Here is a 19,079-nt window from a genome sequence, read left to right as displayed (position 1 = left end):
GTTCTCTGTACTACCCATCGATCTCGGGTGTCACCAGCCGTTGTTGTCCTGCTTCTTCCCCAGCACGGACATGTCGACCTTCAGGTCGTCGCCGTCCACCGTGACGGGTAAGGTGAGGCGGCTGGACCAGGAGTCATCGTCATCGTCGCTCAGGCTGTAGGAGCGTGAGGAGTCCATCCAGTCGTCGTCCTTCTTGTCCCACTTGTAGCGGTACTCGACCTCGACGGTGGCATGCACCACCACCTCGATCTCGCCGCCGAGCTCAGACGGATCCGAGACTCCGTAGCCGTTGTCAGCATTCGACACCTCGATCTCCGGCTCCGAAGACCAGCTCCGGGACTTCATCTTGAAGGGCTGCTCCCCCTTCTCGTCCCAGACCCATCCGGCCAATTCGCAGCCCTTGGGGTACTCGGACTTGGAGCCAACGCAGGCGTCCAACTTGGAGCGCACCTGCGAGGTGGCGTCCTCGATCACCGCCTGCGTGTACGTCGGGGAGAAGCCATCGGCGTCGGCATCGTCACCCGGCAGCACCGTGACACTCTGATCCTGGCCGTAGGAAACGTACTTGGAGGCCTCGGGTGCGGAGAACTCGTAGTCGCCTGGGAGCACCGGGTAGCTCTGGCCCTCCCCCTCGTCCTCGTCGGACTCGTCGTAGTAGGAGTCCTCGTCCGAGGCCCCGAGCTCGCTCATCGTGAGGCCCTTGAACTCGACCTCGACGCCGTTGACCTGGGTCTTCTCCGGACCCGAGGCGATCCGCACGCTCTGCTCCGGTGCGTTCACGATCCTCCAGTCGGAGAACACCACGGCCTGTTTACCGCTGCGCTCCAGGATCATCTGCAGGCCCTCTTGGCTCTGTCCGTCCATGGTGAGCGAGTACGTGATGGAGGCGTAGTCGTCGTCGATCTGCGTATCGGTGATCTTGTAGGAGGTGGGACGGTTCTTTGCCTCCGCGTAGACCTCGTCGGTGAGCAGGACGCCCTGATCCTTCGAGGCATCGGGAGAGTAGGACTTCACAGCGTCCTCGGCGCGGCCATCCACGATGGCATCCAGGTACTTCTCGGCCTGTTTGTTGGGCCCGTAGACGGTCTTGGAGAGGGACGCATAGGCAATCGAGCCGCCGGCCACGATGAGCGCAGCACCCAACGCGAGAATGAGTCCCAGCAGCCACCAGCGCTTGGCCCTGGCGGAGCGCTCGTGCCCGGTCGGGATCAGCTGGGCCCCAGCCTGCCCGGGAGCGGCAAGAACGCCGTGTCGAGTGGTGGGAGGCCGGTGAACCCACAGGGTGAGGAAGCCGAACAGCTTGGTCGGCATGGTCCGGGCCATGCCCGGGGCCACCCAGCGGGAAGCCACCTCCACGAGCAAACCGACCAAGGCCATCACGAAGAAGACCCACCAAGCCAGATGGATCCTGACGTGGGCGCTGCCCGACACGGTCTGGCCGAACCCCTCTACGCCGCCCTTCACCGAGAAGCTTGCCCAGGACGTGACCAGCAGGGCCAGCCCGGCCACCAGATAGGCGGAGGGTAGCAACACCCAGCTCAGCGGGTCGGTGCTCACGTCACCCGGGAGTCCACGACGAACCCGCCAACGCAGTGCCATGACCACGATCCACACCAAGGCGATCAGCAGAGCGACGGGCCACACCCAGGCAGGGAATTCACCGGAGAAGACGCTCAAGGATTCGTTGCGCCCGCCGGCACTTCCCAAGAACTCTTCGACCAGGTCACTGCTGCTGGCACTGGTGGAATATCCAACGGACACCAGGTTGGCGAGCCCCGTCGCTGCGGTCCCCAGGTATGGGACCAACAGCGGCGCATAGAGCAGAAGTTTGGGTTCGCCCTCGGACACCGCGACCACGATGGTGACCACGATGCCCAGGAGCACGGTCAGCGACAGCAGGTGCTCTGCCACCGTCACCGCGGTGTCCCGCAACGTGCGCTGCCAGTACCCGGCACCCTGCCTTGGCAGGAAGACCACGTAAACCACGGCGGCGGCTATGAGGAACTGGTACAGGTAGCCGAGGAAACCGGCGGTGTGGACGCTCAGGGACGCGTTCGCCATTTCCCCCTCGTCCAATGGAATCTTCATGCGGGCGATCGCGGAGACCACCGTGACGACGGTGGCGAAGGCCAGACCGCCTGCCACAGCCAGAGCCAGACGGGGCGCCCAAGACGGTGCCGTGATGCCGCCCTTGACGCGTCGGCCGAACAGCCTCACGGCGAGGAGTCCGAGCAACGGCACCAAGAGCGGTACAGCGAAGGCTGAGACGCTGCCGCTGATGCCCACCCAATCGGCCACGTCTGCGTCGAGTTTCATGTGCGCAGAGGCGCCGTATCCCAGCCCCAAGAGCTGGATCATGAAGGGGAACCACTTGCCGCCAAGGCTGGGCTCGTCACTCGCGGCCAGGGGAAGGCCGAACGCCACGATCAGGCCGGATGCCAGCAGCGATCCACCCAGCAGCAGGGCCACCACCACGGCGGCGCGGATCCACGCCGCTGAAGGAATGTTCAGGTTCAGCGGCTTCCGTGGCGCCGCGGGGGGCGCCGGCGGAGCATACTGCGGAGCCGGGGGTCCGTACTGAGGCGCGGACGGAGCATTCTGCGGAGCCGGAGGTGCGTTCTGCGGCGAGGGTGCCTGACCGTAGTAGACCCCCCGCGGCTGTCCCGTGCCTGGCGGGGCCGGAGGCACGTCGGGCGACGGCGGCACATCAGCCGGCGGTTGAGGTGGCGTCGAGTTGGTCGGCGGTACGGGCGGGCCACTGTGCCCGCCTTGTCCGTATGCCGGGGCTCGGCCTTGCTGGTCGGGGTCGCCCTGATTGCTCATCGGGTACGTCCAGCCTCTCTTCTTGGGTGGATGACAACGTGGAATGAAGACGGTGGTTCACGGCGCCCTGCAGAGGTCGCCATGGCCTCACACGACGTTAGTCAATCAGACGGCGAATTCGCCATTCGTGACCTTGTCATGGACATTCATCACACAATGACAATAAGCTCTGGATCATGTCGTCACGCCACTTCCCTGCCGCCATTGCGCTCGGCTGCATCACCGCGTTTTCCCTGTCCCTGGCTGCCTGCTCAGGCTCCGATTCACAACCTGCCGAGAAGCAGCCCACGGCGGCCTCGACGCCACAGGCGTCCACCCCGCCCGCCGAGGTCGCGGACGCGACCGAACCGCCTGCGGCGGGCATTGCAGACGACGGTGAGGGGACGGACGACGCCGACCTGGCCTACGCCGTCCCCGGCTACCAGCCGGGCGAGATCCCCCCGATCCCAGCGATCGAGCTGCCGGACCTCGGCCTGTTGGCCGGTTCGCAGGACAAGTTCACGATCAACACGACCAAGAGCATCAAGTCCGTGCCCGGCGTCAAGGTCTCCCCTGCTCGCTGCGACGGGGAGGGTCTCGTCTCCGGTGGGATGGTGCTCAACGGCGATGGCTCCGGAACCGCCAGTGTAGGCGGCAAGACGATCACCAACAACGGCGATGGCTCTGGCACCGTGTCCTCCAGCGACACCACCATCACCAACAACGGTGACGGATCGGGCACCTACTCCGGGCCGGACATCACCATGACCAACAACGGCGACGGTTCCGGGACGTATTCCAGCAAGGACCTGACCGTGAGCGTCAACGGTGACGGATCAGGCACGTTCTCCTCCGGTGAGGAGACGGTCTCGAACAACGGCGACGGATCAGGCACCTTCTCCGACGAGGACGTGACCACCTCCAACAACGGCGACGGTACCGGCACATACTCCGACAACGACCTGACCATCACGATCGGTTCCGATGGCACCGCCACCGTGGTGGGTCCCGACGGCACCAAGGAGTTCCCCGACCGCGAACTGCCCAAGGTGGCGCCGATCGGTTCCTTCCCTCCCATCGACGCGCTGAAGCCCATCAAATCCTGCGGCACCACCATCACCTTCGAGGACGGCGTGCTCTTCGACTTCGGCAAGTACGACATCCGGCCCGAGGCAGAGGAGACGCTCTCCAAGGTTGCTGGGGTGCTCAAGGACGCGGACGTACCGAAGGCGGGCGTCTACGGACACACCGATTCCATCTCCTCCGCTCAGTTCAACCAGACGCTCTCCGAGAACCGGGCGAGTGCCGTGGTGGACGTGTTGGAGGGTGACGGCGTCACCACCGACCTGGAGGCCGAGGGCTTCGGCAAGACCAAGCCCATCGCGCCCAACACCAATGAGGACGGGTCAGACGACCCGGCCGGGCGTCAGCTCAACCGCCGCGTCGAGATCTTCATCCCGGCGTTCTGAGCCACCGGGCGCGGCCCACCGGGCATGAGCCGCCGCCGCAGCCCACCGGGCATGAGCCACCCGGCATGAGCTACCGGGCATGTGCCATGCTCAGAGTTGGCGTTTGAGCCCCACATGGTGGGCCTGGTACCCGTTGCGTTCGTAGAAGGCGCGGGCCCGGACCCGGATCTGGTCGGTGTCCACCTGGGACAGGGCGGCTCCGTGGGCCCGGCCGTGCTCGTGCGCCCAGCCAAGCATCGCGGTGCCGAGCCCACGCCCCCGATGTTCCTCGGCAACGCGCAGGGCCTCGATCTGTAGGCGGGTGGCACCGCCCCGGGACAGGCCGGGGATCACGGTGAGTTGCATGGTTGCCACGATCTCCCCACCGGGGGAACGCACCACGGCCAGGTAGTTGGACCGATCGCGGGTGACCAGGTCGTAGGCCCGTTCGTAGGTCTCCAGGTCGGCGGCCTCACGGTCGCGTCCCACCTCGTCCTGGTTGAGCAGATCGACGATCGCGGCGACGTCAGCGCGTTCGGCACGTTCGATCCGATACGCAGTGCCGCCGGCTGGGAGCATCCCCGACACGGATCCGGCCGCGATGCCGCGCAATCGGGTGAGCAACAGATCCAGCCAGGCGCCCACGTTCCGGCGTGCCTCCTCGGTGTCCGGGTAGCGGCAGCGTAAGTGCAGCCCGGATTCGTCCAGGATGAACCCCAGCATGACGCCATCGGTACGGATGGTGGCTCCCACGTATTCGGCGTTCAACGCTCGGGAGTCGATGCGCACGGGGAGCCTGCGAAGGTCCAGCCAGGAGATCGCGAACATCCCTGGGACCTCCGGCATGCCACCCCAGGGAGCCAGCAGGTCCTCCAGCGGCCATGATCCGAGCCGGATGGCCTCCCTGACTGCAGAGGACGCGGCCGAGGGTGTGGGGTCCAGGCTCTCGACGACGGAGTTCGTGATGAACCACCCCACCGAATCGTGCCAAGCCTCCTCGTAGCGCGAATGCACCGGGAACACCGCCCGCAGCCCCGTGTCCGCGAGTTCGCGTGTCACGGCCGTCATGGCGGCCACGGCCATGGTCAGCGTGGAGACGCCTGCAGCCTTGGCGGCCACGGCGAACGCGGCGGCGTCGTCCCGGTCCAGGACGTCTCTGACCTCGACTCGTTCCGCATGAGTGGCGGTGTCTCCCAGGGGGAGCGGGAACCGCGGCATCACGTTGCCGGAGGCCTCCAGGATCTCCGCCCACCGCCGCCTGACCTCATCCGGCGCCGTGGGCCTGCGGGCCAGGGCACGGGTGTGATCGGCGAAGTCCGGTGCATGATCCAACTGCCCACCCTCACCCTTGCGAATCCGACGCAAGGCGGTGAGCAGGTCCCGGGCGATGACCAGCATGGACCACATGTCCACGTGGGAGTGGTCGGAACCGATCACCACGGTGGTCTCGGCCTCGGTCTCCAGCGCGCAGAGTCTGTGCGAGGGGCGTTCGAACGGGGAACAGGCCCTGTCCAGCACGTCCCGCACGGCGTCGTTGACGGCCTGCCCCTCCCCGATCTGATGCTCCACCCACTCCCCCGGGCCGATCCTGACCGGATGAGCGGAAGGGGCGCCGTCCGGCTCAGGCGTGAAGACGGTGGTGAGGGTCCCGTGCCTGGCGATCACCGACAGCCAGGCCTGCGCCAGTTCCTCCAGCGGCGCCCGTCCGGGCACGGTGAAGGACAGCGCCATCCAGGAGCCTGGACGGGCCCCGCCGCCCACATGGCGACGTTGGTCGAAGGAGACCGGTACGGTGCCGGGCAGGTCGGTCACGGTGACGTCATAGCCCATGAGGCGCCCGAAGGGCAGGCGCAGATGGGCCACATTGGTGAGGCGCATGCGCGTCAAACTAATACGCGCTCATGCCAGAAAAGAGTCCGGCAAATGTCATCCAGATCACAAGATGTGCCTGGACGGCATTTGCCGGACTCCGCTGCGTCAAGCCGCGACGTGTTGCGTCAACGACTCAGCCGCGACGTGTTACGTCAAAGACTCAGCCGCGTTGGTGCGCCGCCACCAGGTCACGCACGCTGACGTAGAGCGGATGCTCCGGCTCCAACCCGGTCACGTGCTCAGTGAAGGCGTCCGCGTTCATGGAGGAGAGCAACTCCTGGAGTTCCACGGCCTGTTCGTCGCCGGCCTCGTCGAAGTACAGGGCGGCGCCCATGGCGGCGACCAGCGCGGACGAGGACAGCCCTCGCTCGGCCGCTTCGGCGGCAGGGCCCACGAAGCGCTCGTGGCGTGAGAGCTTGCGCAGCGGCTGCCGTCCCACCCGCTGCACGGTGTCAGGCAGTGCGGGGTTGCGGAATCGATCCAGGATCCGTGCACGGTACTCGGCCAGGTCCGCTGGGTCGAAGCCGTGCTTGGCAGCCAGCAGGGCGCTGGTCTCCTCCACGGCGGCGGTCACGGCCGTCTCGACCGCTGGCGAGGCCAGCGCGTCCGAGATCTTCTCGATGCCCGCATGGGCACCGAAGTACGCCGTGGCAGCGTGCCCCGTGTTGACGGTGAACAGTTTGCGCTCGATGTATGGACCGAGCTCATCCACGAAGTGGGCGCCGGGGATGGTGGGCAGGTCCCCGCCGAAGGGTCCCTGCTCGATGGCCCACTCGAAGAAGGGCTCAACCGTCACGTCGATCCCGCCGTCGGCCGGTTGCCCCGGCACGATGCGGTCCACGGCCGTGTTCGCGAAGACTGCCTTGCCCTCCAGCGAGGCCCATTCCTCCCCTGCCGCTGCCACGATGGCCTCGCGCAGGGTGTCGGTGGCCCCGATGGCGTTCTCGCACGCCATGACCTTCAGCGGCGCAGCGTCCACCGAGCGACGACGCAGACCTTCCACCAGGTTGGGCGCGATGAATTTCAGGACCGTGGGCCCCACCGCTGTGGTGGCGACCTCCGCAGTGGCGAGTTCGTCCGCCAGCCGATCCGGCTCTTCTGCGGAGTTCACGGCCCGGAAGGCGGTGACCTCATGGTCCACGCCGCCCTCACCGACCTCGTGCACAGTGTAGGAGGAGGCCGCCTTCAGGGCGTCCACCAGCGGCGCGGCCACGTCGGAGAAGAGAACCTCGTAGCCACCGTTGTGCAACAGCAGCCCTACGAAGCCGCGGCCGATGTTGCCAGCACCGAAGTGCACGGCCTTCTTGGAGACACCACTCGTCGTGGAGACATCACTCATGGTTGCTCAGTTCCTTTCAGTCCTCGTTGACGTCGTTGACGAGCTGGTAGATCTCCTCGGGCGTGGAGGCCGCCTCGAGCTGGGCCACCTTGTCCTCGTCCGAGAAGAGCTCTGCGACCTTGGCCAGGATGGTCAGGTGTTCCCCGTCCTTGCCCGCGATGCCGATGACGAACTTCGCTTGGTCGCCGTCGCCCCAGTCGATGCCGCCGTCGTAGCGGGCCACCGAGATCGCGGAGCCGATGACGGTGTCCTTGGCCTCGCCGGTACCGTGCGGGATGGCCAGGCCGTTGCCCATGAAGGTGGAGACGGTGGCCTCACGGTCCTTCATGGCCTGTGCGTAACCGTCGGTGACGGCGCCCGCTGCGACCAGGATGGAGGCGGCCTCCTCGATGGCCTCGTCCCTCGTGGCCGACCCGGAGTGGATGCGCACGTTACCCGGAGTCAGAATGCCCGACGCGCTGGGCTCGGCCGCCGCCGCAGCAGCGGGTTCCGCGGTGGCAGGTGCCGCGTCGGCGGAAGCCGACGCCGCGTCGTCGGGCACTGCGTCAGTTCCCCCGCCGTTGCGCTGATCCAGCACCATCTGCACCACCTGGTCGTATTCGGGTGCACCCATGAAATTGTCCACCGAGACGTGGACTGCGCCCGGTTCCTTCTGCTTGGCGCGGTCGGTGAGCTGCTGCTGGGTGATCACCAGATCGGTGTTGCCGGGCAGATTCGCGATGGCCTTGTTGGTCACGTCGATGTCGGTGATGCCTGCCTGCTTGAACTTCTTGCGCAGTACCGAGGCACCCATCGCGGAGGATCCCATGCCTGCGTCGCAGGCGAAGATCACGTTGTGGATGGCCGTGGTGGCCACGGCCGTCGCGGCGGCGCCGCCCGCCGCCATGGAGCCGAGCACGGAGGAGGACTTACCCTTGTTGGCCTCGGTGGCGGCCACGGCAGCGGCAAAGCTGCTTCCGCCCGCCGCCTCTGCCTCGAGGTCGCGCCTACGAGAGGCACGCAGGATGGCCGCGGCGATCACGAAGGTCACGGCCGCGGAGACGATCACGGCTAGGATGACGCCTAGATAAGAGCCTCCTGCCGTCTGGCCCAGTACAGCGATGATGGATCCCGGAGAGGCCGGCGCTCTCAACCCGGTGCCGAAGGCGACGTTCACGGCCACACCGGACATGCCACCACCGATGACGGCCAGCAGCAGTGCGGGCTTCATCATGACGTAGGGGAAGTAGACCTCGTGGATGCCGCCCACGAACTGGATCAGCAGCGCACCGGGGGCGGAGGCGCGGGCGGCACCGACGCCGAAGAAGGTGAACGCCAGCAACAGGCCCGCTCCGACGCCGGGGTTGGCCTCGAGCAGGAAGAGCACGGACTTGCCGTGTTCGGCGGATTCCTCGATACCGAGCGGAGTCAGCGCACCGTGGTTGATGGCGTTGTTGAGGAAGAAGACCTTGGCAGGTTCGATGAGGATCGAGGTCAGCGGGAGCAAGCCGCGATCGATGAGCCATTCAACGCCGTCGCCCAGGATGTGCATCAGCCAGTTGACGATGGGCGCCAGGCCGAAGAAGCCCACGATGGCCATGCCGAAGCCGAGGATGCCGGCGGAGAACATGTCCACGAGCATCTCGAAGCCGGCCTTGATCTTGCCTGCCCAGGACTGGTCAAGCTTCTTCATGACCCAAGCGGCCAAGGGCCCCATGATCATGGCACCGATGAACATGTTGATCTGCCCGATGGGGTTCTCACCCTGAGCGGCCAGGTCGATGTTCTCCTGCGCGATCAACCAGTCGGAACCGGCGATGACGCCGAAGGTCGCGATACCTGCGACCACCGCACCACGGTTCTCGTGGATCATGCGGCCGCCCTGGATGGCGATCAGAACGGGCAGCAGGTAGTGGATCATCGGCGTCTGGACGGATTCCAGAGACGGGACCGGCGTGAAGCCGTCCGCGATGAAGAAGGCCGTGAAGATGCCCCAGGCGATCAGCGCTGGGATGTTCGGCATGACCATGCCGGAGAGGAAGGTCCCGAATTTCTGCACGCCGACGCGGAGACTGCTCCGGTTCTTGGTGCCTTCGGCACCGGTGGCGGTGGCACTCATGATGATGTCCTTTGGAAGGTCGAGTTGCTCAAAGTTGATGGTGCGGGTTGATGGTGCGGGTTGATGGTGAAGCAGCAGGTGGGGCTGCTTCGGTTGCTGATGACTGATTCAGAACTGATTCGGAGAGGGCGGCTCAGAGAAAGCTGTCTGCCAGGGCACGCGCTGCCGCCTTGGCGTCGGCGGCCTCGGCCTGCTCCACGGCCGCGGCCGCGATCTGCACTGCCTGGTCCAAGGTGAACTTCTTGATCTCCGCGCGCACGTCCACGAGCGCCTTGGGTGACATGGACAGGCTGGTGGCCCCGAGACCGACGAGCACCACGGCCAGCAGCGGATCGGCCGCCGCCTGGCCACAGATGCCAACGGGCTTGTTGTGCTTGGCGCCGGCCTCACCGATCATCGCGATGAGCTTCAGAACGGCTGGGTGCCATGGGTCCTGGTAGGTGGCGGTGGAGCCAAGCAGCCGGTCGGCGGCGAGTGTGTACTGCGTGAGGTCGTTGGTACCGATGGAACCGAAGTCGGCCTTCGCGAAGACCTGGTCGGCCTGCAGCGCGACGGATGGGACCTCCACCATGACGCCGGCGACCTTGATGCCGTGTTCGCGGCACTTGGCCACGAAGTACTCGGTCTCCTCCACGGTTGCGACCATGGGAGCCATGACCTGCAGCTTGGCCTCGGTCGCGGCGTCCGCCGCGGCCAGGGCCGCCAGTTGCTGGTCCAGGATCTCCTCGTGATTGCGCAGGGAGCGGATGCCACGCCTGCCGAGGGCCGGGTTCTCCTCGCCCTCGTCGGTGAGGAAGGCCAGCGGCTTGTCCGCGCCGGCATCCAGCATCCGCACCACGACCTTCTGGCCGGGGAATGCGGAGAGCAGCTTGGTGTAGGACTCGGTCTGGGACTCCACGGAGGGTGCCTCTTCCGAGGAGAGGAACAGGAACTCCGTGCGGAAAAGGCCAACGCCCTCCGCGCCGAGTGCCACCGCCTCTTCCGCGCCATCCGGATTACCCAGGTTGGCCAGCAGCGGCACGGCCGTGCCGTCGGCGAGCGCACCTGGGGTGAGCGGCGCGTCCGCAGCGGCGCGACGGGCCTCGGCCCGGGACTCCGCCTCGGCGACCTGCTCGTCGCTCGGGTTCACGGTCACGGTGGAGGCTGAGGCGTCCACCACCACGGTCTCGCCGTCTGTGAGCGCGGAGCCGTCGCCCAGGCCGACCACGGCCACGATGCCCTTGTCCGCTGCCAGGATGGCCGTGTGGGACGTGGGACCGCCCTCGGTGGTGACCACCGCGAGGACCTTGGTGAGGTCAAGCAGCGCGGTGTCCGCGGGGGCCAGGTCCTGGGCAACGAGGACGAAGGGGTGGCCGGGGTCCGGTACGCCCGGGGCCGGGACCCCCCGCAGGTGCGCGACGACGCGTTGGGCCACGTCGGCCAGGTCCGCGGCGCGTTCGCCCAGGTAGCCGCCCAGCTCCTTGAGCTGTTCGGCGAAGTCGGCGAAGGCGCGGTGAACCGCCCACTCCCCCGACTTGCCCTCGTTGACGAGGTCGGTGACGGACTCGTCCAGGGTGGGATCCTCGGCCATCATGGCCTGGGCCTCGAGGACGTCCTTGGCGGGGCCGTCCACCTGTTCCGAGCGGGCAGTCAGGTCTGCGGCCACGGCGGACACAGCCGCGTGGACGGCGTCGAGTTCCTCCGCGGCCGGGCGGGAGGCCGGGCCGTCCACCGGAGCGGCCGGTGCCGGAGTCATCCAGGCCACCGGCCCGGAGGCCACGCCCTGGCCGATCCCGACGCCGTGCAGTTCAGTCGTGGAACTCACGGCATTCACTCCGCGTCCGAGTCGGTCTCCAGCAGGCCGACCAGCTGATCGGCCACGGCCTCTGCGCCGTCGCCATCCACGGTGAGAGTCACCTCGTCGCCGGTGTTGGCACCCAACGCGATGACGCCAAGGATGGAGGCGGCGTTGGCGGGCTTACCGTCGCCCTTGGCGATGGTGACCTTCAGTCCCGAGTTCTTGGCTGCCTCGGCGAAGAGCTTCGCGGGGCGGGCGTGCAGTCCGTGAGAAGCGGCAATGGTGACGGTTCGCGTAACGGTAGACATGAGTTCAGACTCCTTCGTCATCGGTTGAGTGTGCTTTGGTCTTGCTCTCAATTGCTTGGTGGACCAGTTGTTGCTTGGTGGACCAGTTCCAGGGTTCGGTGCCCGTCGATGTCGGAGGCGATATTGGCTGGGAGTCGCACCACGGCGATTCCTGCCTCCTGCGCTTCCAACACTGCCTCGGCATTCTTGGGGACGTGGTTCCCGAGCAACAACAGATCGGTTCCTGGCAACACACCGGCCTTCAGTGTGGACACGCCCACGAGGTCGTCGCGGCCTGCCGAATCGCACGCCCTGCGGAGGCGGTGCGCCACGAACGTGGACATGGCACCTGCCCCACACATCACCGTGATCTTCATCGATCGCTTCCTTAACGTCGTGTTCGTTGCCGGGTACACCGCACCTGATCCTCATCCTTGTCCTGATCCCATACCCACGGCAACCAATCTTTTTTCCGCGGGGGCGGAAACCGGCGTGGGAGGTGGTGTTTTCCGCCCCGGTAGGCTGGGACAGGAACAGAGGTCGAGAGAGGGGGTTGAGTGTGGCCGGACGACGCCAAGAGGCCCTGCTTGACCTCCTCGTGGACGAACCCGGGTGGCACACGGCGACCCGGCTTGCCGACCGTTTACAGGTCACCACCCGCACGGTGCGCAGCTACGTGACGGCACTCAACGGCACCCTTCCTGAGACGACCGTGGTCGCCTCAGGACCCGGTGGGTACAAGGTGGTTCCGGATGCCGTTGCACAGCTGCGTGGTGCACCCTCCGCGAGCTCTCAGCGCGACCGAATGCACAAGATGGTGCGTTCACTTCTCGACTCTGACCAGAACGTCTACCACCTGGCCCAGACTCTGCATGTCTCCGACGCCACCGTGAACAACGACCTCTCCAGGGTTCGCGCCCTGGTGCGCGCCGTCGGCGACCTGGAACTCATCAGGTCGGGCCCCGCCCTGAGCCTGCACGGTCCGGAGCTGGCCCGCCGCCGGCTGCTGACCACGCTTGTGCAGGACGAACTGACGGAGACCACGTTCGACCTCGGCCGCTTCGCCGACGCCGCAGGGCAGGACACCATCTCCTCCACCGCGCTGGCCGGCTTCCGCGACGCCCTGGCCGAGCGCCTGATCTCCATGGGCTACTTCGTCAACGAGTTCGCGATCGCCGACCTCTCGCTGCAGGTGGCCGTCACGGTGGGCCGCGTCCGCCGGGGGAAGCCGCTGGAGAGCTTCGCGGACCCGGCGGACGGCGCCGACGGCGACGATCGCGACCGGCTGGCACACGTCGTCGGGCATTTGGCCCTGACCACGCTCGATACCGAGCTCGGCGCGGGAGACCGCGCCTACCTTGCCTCGGTGATTCGCACCCGCGTGGTGGTCCCCGACACCGCCAGGCGCCCCGCCCAGGTGCCAACGGACGTGGACCATGCCGTGCGTGCCGCGGCGGAGCAGGTGGGCCGGGAGTACGCCGTGGACCTCACCGCTGAAGGATTCCTGACTCGGCTGAGCCTGCACATGCAGAACCTGGTGCAACGCTCCAAGGAAGGGGCCATCACCCGCAACCCGCTGACCAAGTCCCTGAAATCCACCTACCCCATGATCTTCGAGATCGCGGTGGCGCTGGTCGGGGCGATCGGACGCCGGTTGGATTCGCGGAACCTGGATCTCGGCGTCGGGGACGACGAGATCGCCTACGTCACCATGCACGTCGGTGGGGAGCTGGAGCGCGGCCGCACCAGGGAGGCGCAGCTGAGCGCCACCATCGTGTGCCCCGGCTACTACGAACTGCATGAGCTGCTGACGTCCTCGGTGACGCGTTCGCTCGGCGACGACCTGGATGTCGCGAACGTCGTGACCCGGCTGGACCCGGACTGGGATGCACTGCAGACGGACCTGGTGCTCACCACCATCGATCCTCCCGCGCCGTCCGAGCGGATCGTGCGGATCAGGCCGTTCCTCACGGAAGCCGACGTGGACCGGGTCAACGCTGCGGCCTCCCGACTAAGACGAGGGCGGCGGCTGCGCAGACTACGGTCCGAACTTCGTCGCTACGTGTCCGATGAAGCCTTCGTGTTGCCGCTCCCGGATGACGGCTCCGAGGCCGCGATCAGGCGCCTGGGTGGACTACTGGTGGACCACGGGGTGATCGACGCAGAGCACGTCACCGATGCGATCTCCCGGGAAGCCATGAGCTCCACCGCCTTCACCGAGACACTGGCCGTTCCCCATTCCATGTCCATGACCGCGTCCCGGACCGCCCTGGCGATCGGGGTCTCGCCCTCCGGGATCTCCTGGGGGTCACAGCGGGTACACGTGGTGGTCTTCGCCGCGTTCTCCGAGGCAGACCGTGAGGCCTTCCAGACCGTGTTCGAGCAATTCGTCGGGGCCTTCTCCTCCCCCGAACGCGTCCAAGGCTTGGTGCAGCGGGTGCATTCCCTCCCAGAGTTCCTCGACGAGGTCACGCAACTCATCGAGGAATAGAAGTTTCTGGAGCGCCTGTTCTCGAGCGCGTGTTCTCGAGTGCTCTCGAGTGCTCTCGAGTGCCTGGATACCCGCCCGGCCGCTTGTCTGAGAGCGTGCCCGAGAGGTTGTCGGGCCGCTTGTCTGAGAGCTCGACTGAGACCTTGTGGGGCCGCTTGTCCGGGTGCGCGGACGCCTGATCGCAAGGCCCTGTGAACGTGATCGAAACATTGGGCTGGGTACTCTCATGTCCAACGCATGAATCCGTCATCGCGTTCGAGAGCGGGAGGAACTCAATGGCCGGCTTCCAGGTGCACGGCGCCGTGCTGGACACCGAGTTCAGCGACGAGGGTGGGCACCCCGTGGTCCAGTTGCACGGACTGACCTCGTCGCGAGCCAACGATCGATTGCTCGACCTCGACCTGGGGCGTGGGCTGCACGGGACTCGTTTGCTGCGCTACGACGCGCGCGGACACGGGCGCTCCACCGGGTCGAATCGCCCCGAGGACTACAAGTGGGCGCACCTGGCCGAGGACCTCCTGGCGCTACTGGACTCATACTTCCCTGGTGAGAAGGTCCACGGCGTGGGTCCGTCCATGGGGACCGGAACCATGCTGCACGCGGCCGTACTGGACCCCGAGCGCTTCTCCTCCTTCACCCTGATGCTGCCCTCCACGGCATGGAGCACCAGACCGGCCAAGGCCACCGAATACCTGCACTCTGCCGCACTCATCGAGAACGAGGGCCTGCAGGCCTTCGTCTCCGAGGGTGCGCTGAAGCCCAAGCCGCCTGCCACGGTGGGTACCCCTGCCATCCGCCCGGACGTCTCGCCGGCCCTGCTTCCGACCATCTTCCGTGGGGCAGCCTTGGCCGACTTCCCGCCACAGGACGCCGTTGCGCGCATCGACGTGCCGACCTCCATCCTCGCCTGGATCGACGACCCGGGGCACCCGGTGTCCACGGCCCAGGCCCTGGTCGAGTTGATGCCTCAGGCCACCCTGGCCGTTGCTCACGCTCCAACCGATGTCGCCACGTGGCCCGCCCGGCTCATGGAGGACGTCATCCGTGCGGACGCGGCAACCTCCGCCTGAGCCGGCGCGCAGGCTCCATCGGTTCGGATCGCGTGGTTCGTTGCATCACCGGCGGCTCGGGTTCATGATCTAAGCATGTGTCATCGCTCGACCACCCACGTTTCTTCACGGGGATTCCCGCCAGGACGCGCCCTCACTGCGGGCGGCATCAGCCTGCTCGTGGTGCTCACGGCCGGCGTGGGATGTTCGTCCGATCCGGCCCCGGCACCGTCGTCGTCGCAGGCATCCAGTGAGAGTGAGGGGATCGAAAGCGCTTCTCCGAGCGAAACGACCGCGGAAGCAGAATCCACGGAACCGAATCCTCCCCTGCCGTCCAGCACCCGCTCCGCTTCACCTTCCGATGCGCCCTCGGATTCACCGTCCGTTCCAACCTCAGATCCACCTTCCTCAGGCCATTCGACGGCGAGCGCCACGGAGATCCGGCACGTGTGGCCGGACGAGAGCTGGGAGATGAACTCAGGCGAGGCGGCCTGCGACGGGATGGGCCCCTATGAGTCGCAATTCTCCGATCAAGATGGGTACTTCTCGTGTGGCCCCACCGCCGCGAGTTTGTTGGCATGCAAGGTCGATGGCTCTGGCGGTTCGGCCATCTGCATCCAGAACTTGGACGGCAAGCAAGCAGCTCGGTTGAAGGATCCGTCCGTGGCCGGTTACTCCGATCCCGCGAGCTCCTCGACCACGCCGCTGCGCGTTGGACTCGACAACGGTGTCACCTGTTCCATCGTCTCCCACGATCACGCTCAGCACTGGAATGACTGGTTCAGCTGGTTCCCCTGCACCGACGGATCGGAGCTGCTGGTCAGCGACGTGCAGGACGGTCCCACGGAGACCTTCGACCGTTCCAGTAAGACGTGGACGGCTCAGGTGTCGCGCAACAAGGGCAAGCCCACCAAGGAACCCGTACTGTGGGCCGAGTTCGCCGGGCAGAAGTGATCGGCTTGCAGAGGTGATCGGCTTTCCGTCAATCGGTTACGCGTCAATCGGTCGCCATACGGACCGGAGTTCCAGCCGTGCCGCGGATCCCTGTGGGTCCGTTGCCAAACGTGAATACGTGTCCACATCGATGCGTTGGCCATCGATCAGGAATTTGCCGCGTTCGGTGCCTTCCTTGACGAAGCCGGCCGCTCTCGCCACTGCACCAGAGGCCGGGTTGTTCACTCGGTGGCCTAGTTCCAACCGGTACAGACCGCCCTCTGAAAGGGCCCAGTCCGCTACCGTTGCGACAGCTGCGCTCATCCACCCCCGACCCCTACCGTGTGCAGACATCCAATACCAGAACCAGCCGTTGAGGTTGTTCCGGTCTATGGAAACCCCGACGAGCCCTACCAACGCACCAGCACCGTCGCCGCCAGTCGCAGTGCCAGAGTCAGTGCCAATGCCGGTGCCCCGCGCGTTGGCTCGGTCTGGCAGGTTGGATTGGACGAACCTGTGGCTGGAGCCGGATTCGCTGCTGCCGGCACCGTCTTCCGAGCCCTGTCCGAGCGCCACAGTCTTCTCCAGCACCACGGCAAACGGCCACTGATCTTCACGGTCCAGGAGTATGTCCACGTAGTGGTGTGCCGAGGCGAGATCGGTGACCTCGCCTTGTCTGGCCATGTTCGCGGAGTCCGACTCGAATGCCGCCAGCACGGCCGGGGCATCCGTGCGCATCAACTTGCGGAGAACAGGCCGACGCTGCTCAGGGGTTTGGGGTGCCACTTCCGCGCGAGCATCGCGGCTCATCACACCCCGCCCCGAGTCGTCAAGACTGCGAACTCGTTCCAGAACTGTTCCCATCCAGCGGCCTCTTCAGGGTCCTCGATCCGAGCTCTCGGCGGTTCTGAGCCATAGAAGCTCCGCACCCGCGCTGCGAAATCGCGCACCGCCAGCTCCCACTGGCGTCGGGCCACCACGACACTGCGCTTTCGCGTACTCAGCGTGACGCGATCGCTCTCTGTCCTGACTCCGAGGTCGTATCCGCTGTCGCAGCCGATTATCCCGCACGTCTTGTCCCCTGCCAGAACGGTGAACCCACAATGCGGAAACAGCAGTTCCGTGCCGGTCACGTCGGACTCGCCGGATCGGTGAGAGCCCCGGATATGGTCGCGGTGCAGGGTGCGCAGCAGGAACAGGGCTGCGGCAGTGAGCGTGACGTCGTCCTCGGCTCGCAGCAGGGTCTGCCCGTTGACTTTGAGCATCACACCACCATGGAGGCATTGGTCCCCCAACTGTTCTGCGCCTTCTCCAGTCCAGTGCAGACCGAACGGGTGAAGATCTACCATCGACGCCACGGTCGGGTCGTCTCGTTCGGGTGAGTCATCACGTTCGGGGACCGCCTTCGTGGGTCCATCACTCGGAAACACCGTCGCCTGAGACTCCGTTCCCAGGGGGCCGGGTGCCTCGTTCTGGGGCCGACTTCGAGATCCAGGCATCCCCCATTTGTACCATGAGGACATGGTTGATCCGATTGCCGCCTCTTACGCCTACACCGCCGATGCGTCGCTCAGCGCGGAACAACTGGTGAGGCTGTACGACTCTGTTGGTTGGACCGCCTACACCAACGAGCCGGATGTGCTGCAGCGTGCGGTCAAAGCCTCCCTTGCCGTGGTGTCCGCTTGGGATGGCGATGAGCTGATCGGGTTGGCAAGGGTCGTGGGCGATGGCCTCACGATGGTCTACCTGCAGGACATCCTCATCAGGCCCGAGTACCAGGGGAAGGGCCTCGGCCGGGAACTGTTCCAACGAGTCTTGGCCCCGTTCGATGGCGTGCGGCAGAAGTTCCTGGTGACCGACGGGACCGAGCAGCAGCGGGGCTTCTACACGGCCATGGGCTTCACCGTTCTCGGCGAGTTGCCGACGCCCTTGGTCGCCTACGCCCGATTGGCGTAGACATCCCCGCCAGGTGGCTCCCGCCCCAGGAGCCCGGTAAGCCGGCGGGCTGACTCGGTGACCCCTGAACTCGAGCTGACTCTGTGCCCCCTGCTCCACAGTGACCCCTGAACCACCGTTCGCCCCGCGTAGGCGGGATTGCCGGTGACGCCAAGATCAGCTTCACGCCGGGACGGCTAGGTTCTCGAGGTAGGGATCTGATGCGACGAACCGCCGGCCTTCCGCAAGGAACGGGTCCACCGGAACGGGCTGGCTCATGACGTGCTGGGCCAAAGCCGCCCAGACACCGTCGGAAAGAGATTCGCATCCGGCATCGTCGGAAACGGATTCGCATCCGGGTTCGGCTCCTAGTTCGGCCTCACCCTGCTGGAGGTTGCACCTCGCAGCGGCCCAGTCAGCCTGATCTTGATTCAGCATGGCCCGATCTCGGTCCAGGTCGGCCCGGTCTTGGTCCAGGTCGGCTCGGTCTTGGTCCAGTGCGATCCGGTCGCTGACCAAGACCTTTTTGTCCTGCCGAAGCCTGGCACGTGTGCAACGGATGCCGGCTTCTGCGTCTTCCAGCCCCACGCGAGTGATCTCCACGTCGCCCTGCATGTCCTCGAGCTCGGCCCGAGCCTCCTTCAACGCCGTCAGGGCCTTGGCCAGACGTTGCGTTTCCTGGTCGTAGAAGTCCTGGCTGCAGGAAAGCTTGAGTAGGCCACTGCGGAGCCTTTCGCGATCCACGGCCAGTTCCTTGACCTTCCTCGTGACCGAGGACCGAACCCGGTCCAGCCGAGCCTTCTTGTCCGCCAACCGGCTCGTACGTAGATCCAGGTTTGCCCCGCGCTGGGTCAGCTCGGCATCGGTGACACCGCGTCCTGCCCGGAACCCCGCCCAGAAGTTGGAGTGGGCCACTGTGGTCGGGTCCTCGTGAAGGAAGTCCCGAACCGGGGACACGAACTCGGCACCCGATGCCAACCGAGTGACGATCTCCCCTGTTCCTGCAGCGGGGCCCGACACCGTTTCTGCAAACGCTCCCTCGTTGGGC

Annotated in this window: 15 protein-coding genes; 5 read left to right on the top strand and 10 right to left on the bottom strand. The window is 66.2% G+C overall.

Annotation, left to right across the window (positions count from 1 at the left end; translation table 11 throughout):
• Window positions 1-30 precede the first annotated feature (30 nt).
• Window positions 31-2,475, bottom strand: coding sequence for a hypothetical protein (locus Q0A15_RS08020; protein ID WP_291279004.1), 2,445 nt, complete (start codon window positions 2,473-2,475; stop codon window positions 31-33).
• Window positions 2,476-2,999: 524 nt separating this feature from the next.
• Here Q0A15_RS08020 and Q0A15_RS08015 point away from each other — a divergent pair.
• The gene (locus Q0A15_RS08015) at window positions 3,000-4,271 is read left to right on the top strand and encodes an OmpA family protein (protein ID WP_291279003.1); all 1,272 of its coding nucleotides are present in this window, start codon (window positions 3,000-3,002) and stop codon (window positions 4,269-4,271) included.
• 90 nt (window positions 4,272-4,361) lie between these two features.
• Here the strand turns inward: Q0A15_RS08015 and Q0A15_RS08010 are convergent, their stop codons facing one another.
• From Q0A15_RS08010 to Q0A15_RS07985, 6 genes are all read right to left on the bottom strand, one after another.
• The gene (locus Q0A15_RS08010) at window positions 4,362-6,128 is read right to left on the bottom strand and encodes a GNAT family N-acetyltransferase (RefSeq protein ID WP_291279002.1); all 1,767 of its coding nucleotides are present in this window, start codon (window positions 6,126-6,128) and stop codon (window positions 4,362-4,364) included.
• Between the two features lie 154 nt (window positions 6,129-6,282).
• Window positions 6,283-7,461, bottom strand: a complete 1,179-nt coding sequence (locus Q0A15_RS08005) for a mannitol-1-phosphate 5-dehydrogenase (protein ID WP_291279001.1) — start codon at window positions 7,459-7,461, stop codon at window positions 6,283-6,285.
• 16 nt (window positions 7,462-7,477) lie between these two features.
• Entirely contained in the window at window positions 7,478-9,559 is a 2,082-nt protein-coding gene (locus Q0A15_RS08000; protein ID WP_291279000.1) for a PTS mannitol transporter subunit IICBA, read from the bottom strand.
• A 133-nt stretch (window positions 9,560-9,692) separates the two neighbouring features.
• The gene (gene ptsP, locus Q0A15_RS07995; RefSeq protein WP_291278999.1) at window positions 9,693-11,363 is read right to left on the bottom strand and encodes a phosphoenolpyruvate--protein phosphotransferase; all 1,671 of its coding nucleotides are present in this window, start codon (window positions 11,361-11,363) and stop codon (window positions 9,693-9,695) included.
• 5 nt (window positions 11,364-11,368) lie between these two features.
• On the bottom strand, window positions 11,369-11,644 hold the full coding sequence (locus Q0A15_RS07990; protein ID WP_291278998.1) for an HPr family phosphocarrier protein: 276 nt from the start codon (window positions 11,642-11,644) through the stop codon (window positions 11,369-11,371).
• Between the two features lie 47 nt (window positions 11,645-11,691).
• Window positions 11,692-12,000: a hypothetical protein gene (locus Q0A15_RS07985; protein WP_291278997.1), complete on the bottom strand. Its 309-nt coding sequence runs from the start codon at window positions 11,998-12,000 to the stop codon at window positions 11,692-11,694.
• Between the two features lie 182 nt (window positions 12,001-12,182).
• On the opposite strand from Q0A15_RS07985, the gene Q0A15_RS07980 reads away from it, so the two are divergent.
• From Q0A15_RS07980 to Q0A15_RS07970, 3 genes are all read left to right on the top strand, one after another.
• Complete coding sequence (locus Q0A15_RS07980) at window positions 12,183-14,114, top strand: PTS sugar transporter subunit IIA (RefSeq protein WP_291278996.1); 1,932 nt, start codon at window positions 12,183-12,185, stop codon at window positions 14,112-14,114.
• A gap of 275 nt (window positions 14,115-14,389) precedes the next feature.
• Entirely contained in the window at window positions 14,390-15,184 is a 795-nt protein-coding gene (locus Q0A15_RS07975; protein ID WP_291278995.1) for an alpha/beta hydrolase, read from the top strand.
• Between the two features lie 450 nt (window positions 15,185-15,634).
• Entirely contained in the window at window positions 15,635-16,117 is a 483-nt protein-coding gene (locus tag Q0A15_RS07970) for a hypothetical protein (protein ID WP_291278994.1), read from the top strand.
• A 36-nt stretch (window positions 16,118-16,153) separates the two neighbouring features.
• Here the strand turns inward: Q0A15_RS07970 and Q0A15_RS07965 are convergent, their stop codons facing one another.
• The gene (locus Q0A15_RS07965; protein ID WP_291278993.1) at window positions 16,154-16,906 is read right to left on the bottom strand and encodes a GNAT family protein; all 753 of its coding nucleotides are present in this window, start codon (window positions 16,904-16,906) and stop codon (window positions 16,154-16,156) included.
• A complete protein-coding gene (locus Q0A15_RS07960) occupies window positions 16,906-17,361 on the bottom strand; it encodes a hypothetical protein (RefSeq protein ID WP_291278992.1) in 456 nt (151 codons plus the stop codon). The genes Q0A15_RS07965 and Q0A15_RS07960 overlap by 1 nt, the downstream gene beginning before the upstream one ends.
• Before the next feature lie 256 nt (window positions 17,362-17,617).
• Here Q0A15_RS07960 and Q0A15_RS07955 point away from each other — a divergent pair, with 256 nt between their 5' ends.
• Entirely contained in the window at window positions 17,618-18,052 is a 435-nt protein-coding gene (locus Q0A15_RS07955) for a GNAT family N-acetyltransferase (RefSeq protein WP_291278991.1), read from the top strand.
• 162 nt (window positions 18,053-18,214) lie between these two features.
• On the opposite strand, the gene Q0A15_RS07950 is transcribed toward Q0A15_RS07955, so the two are convergent.
• On the bottom strand, window positions 18,215-19,079 hold an 865-nt coding region (locus Q0A15_RS07950), incomplete at its 5' end, for a hypothetical protein (RefSeq protein ID WP_291278990.1).

Origin of the sequence: Galactobacter sp. (genome assembly GCF_022712295.1) — a bacterium.
In the GTDB taxonomy this organism is placed as follows: domain Bacteria; phylum Actinomycetota; class Actinomycetes; order Actinomycetales; family Micrococcaceae; genus Galactobacter.
This window is presented reverse-complemented; position numbering and strand designations above follow the sequence as displayed.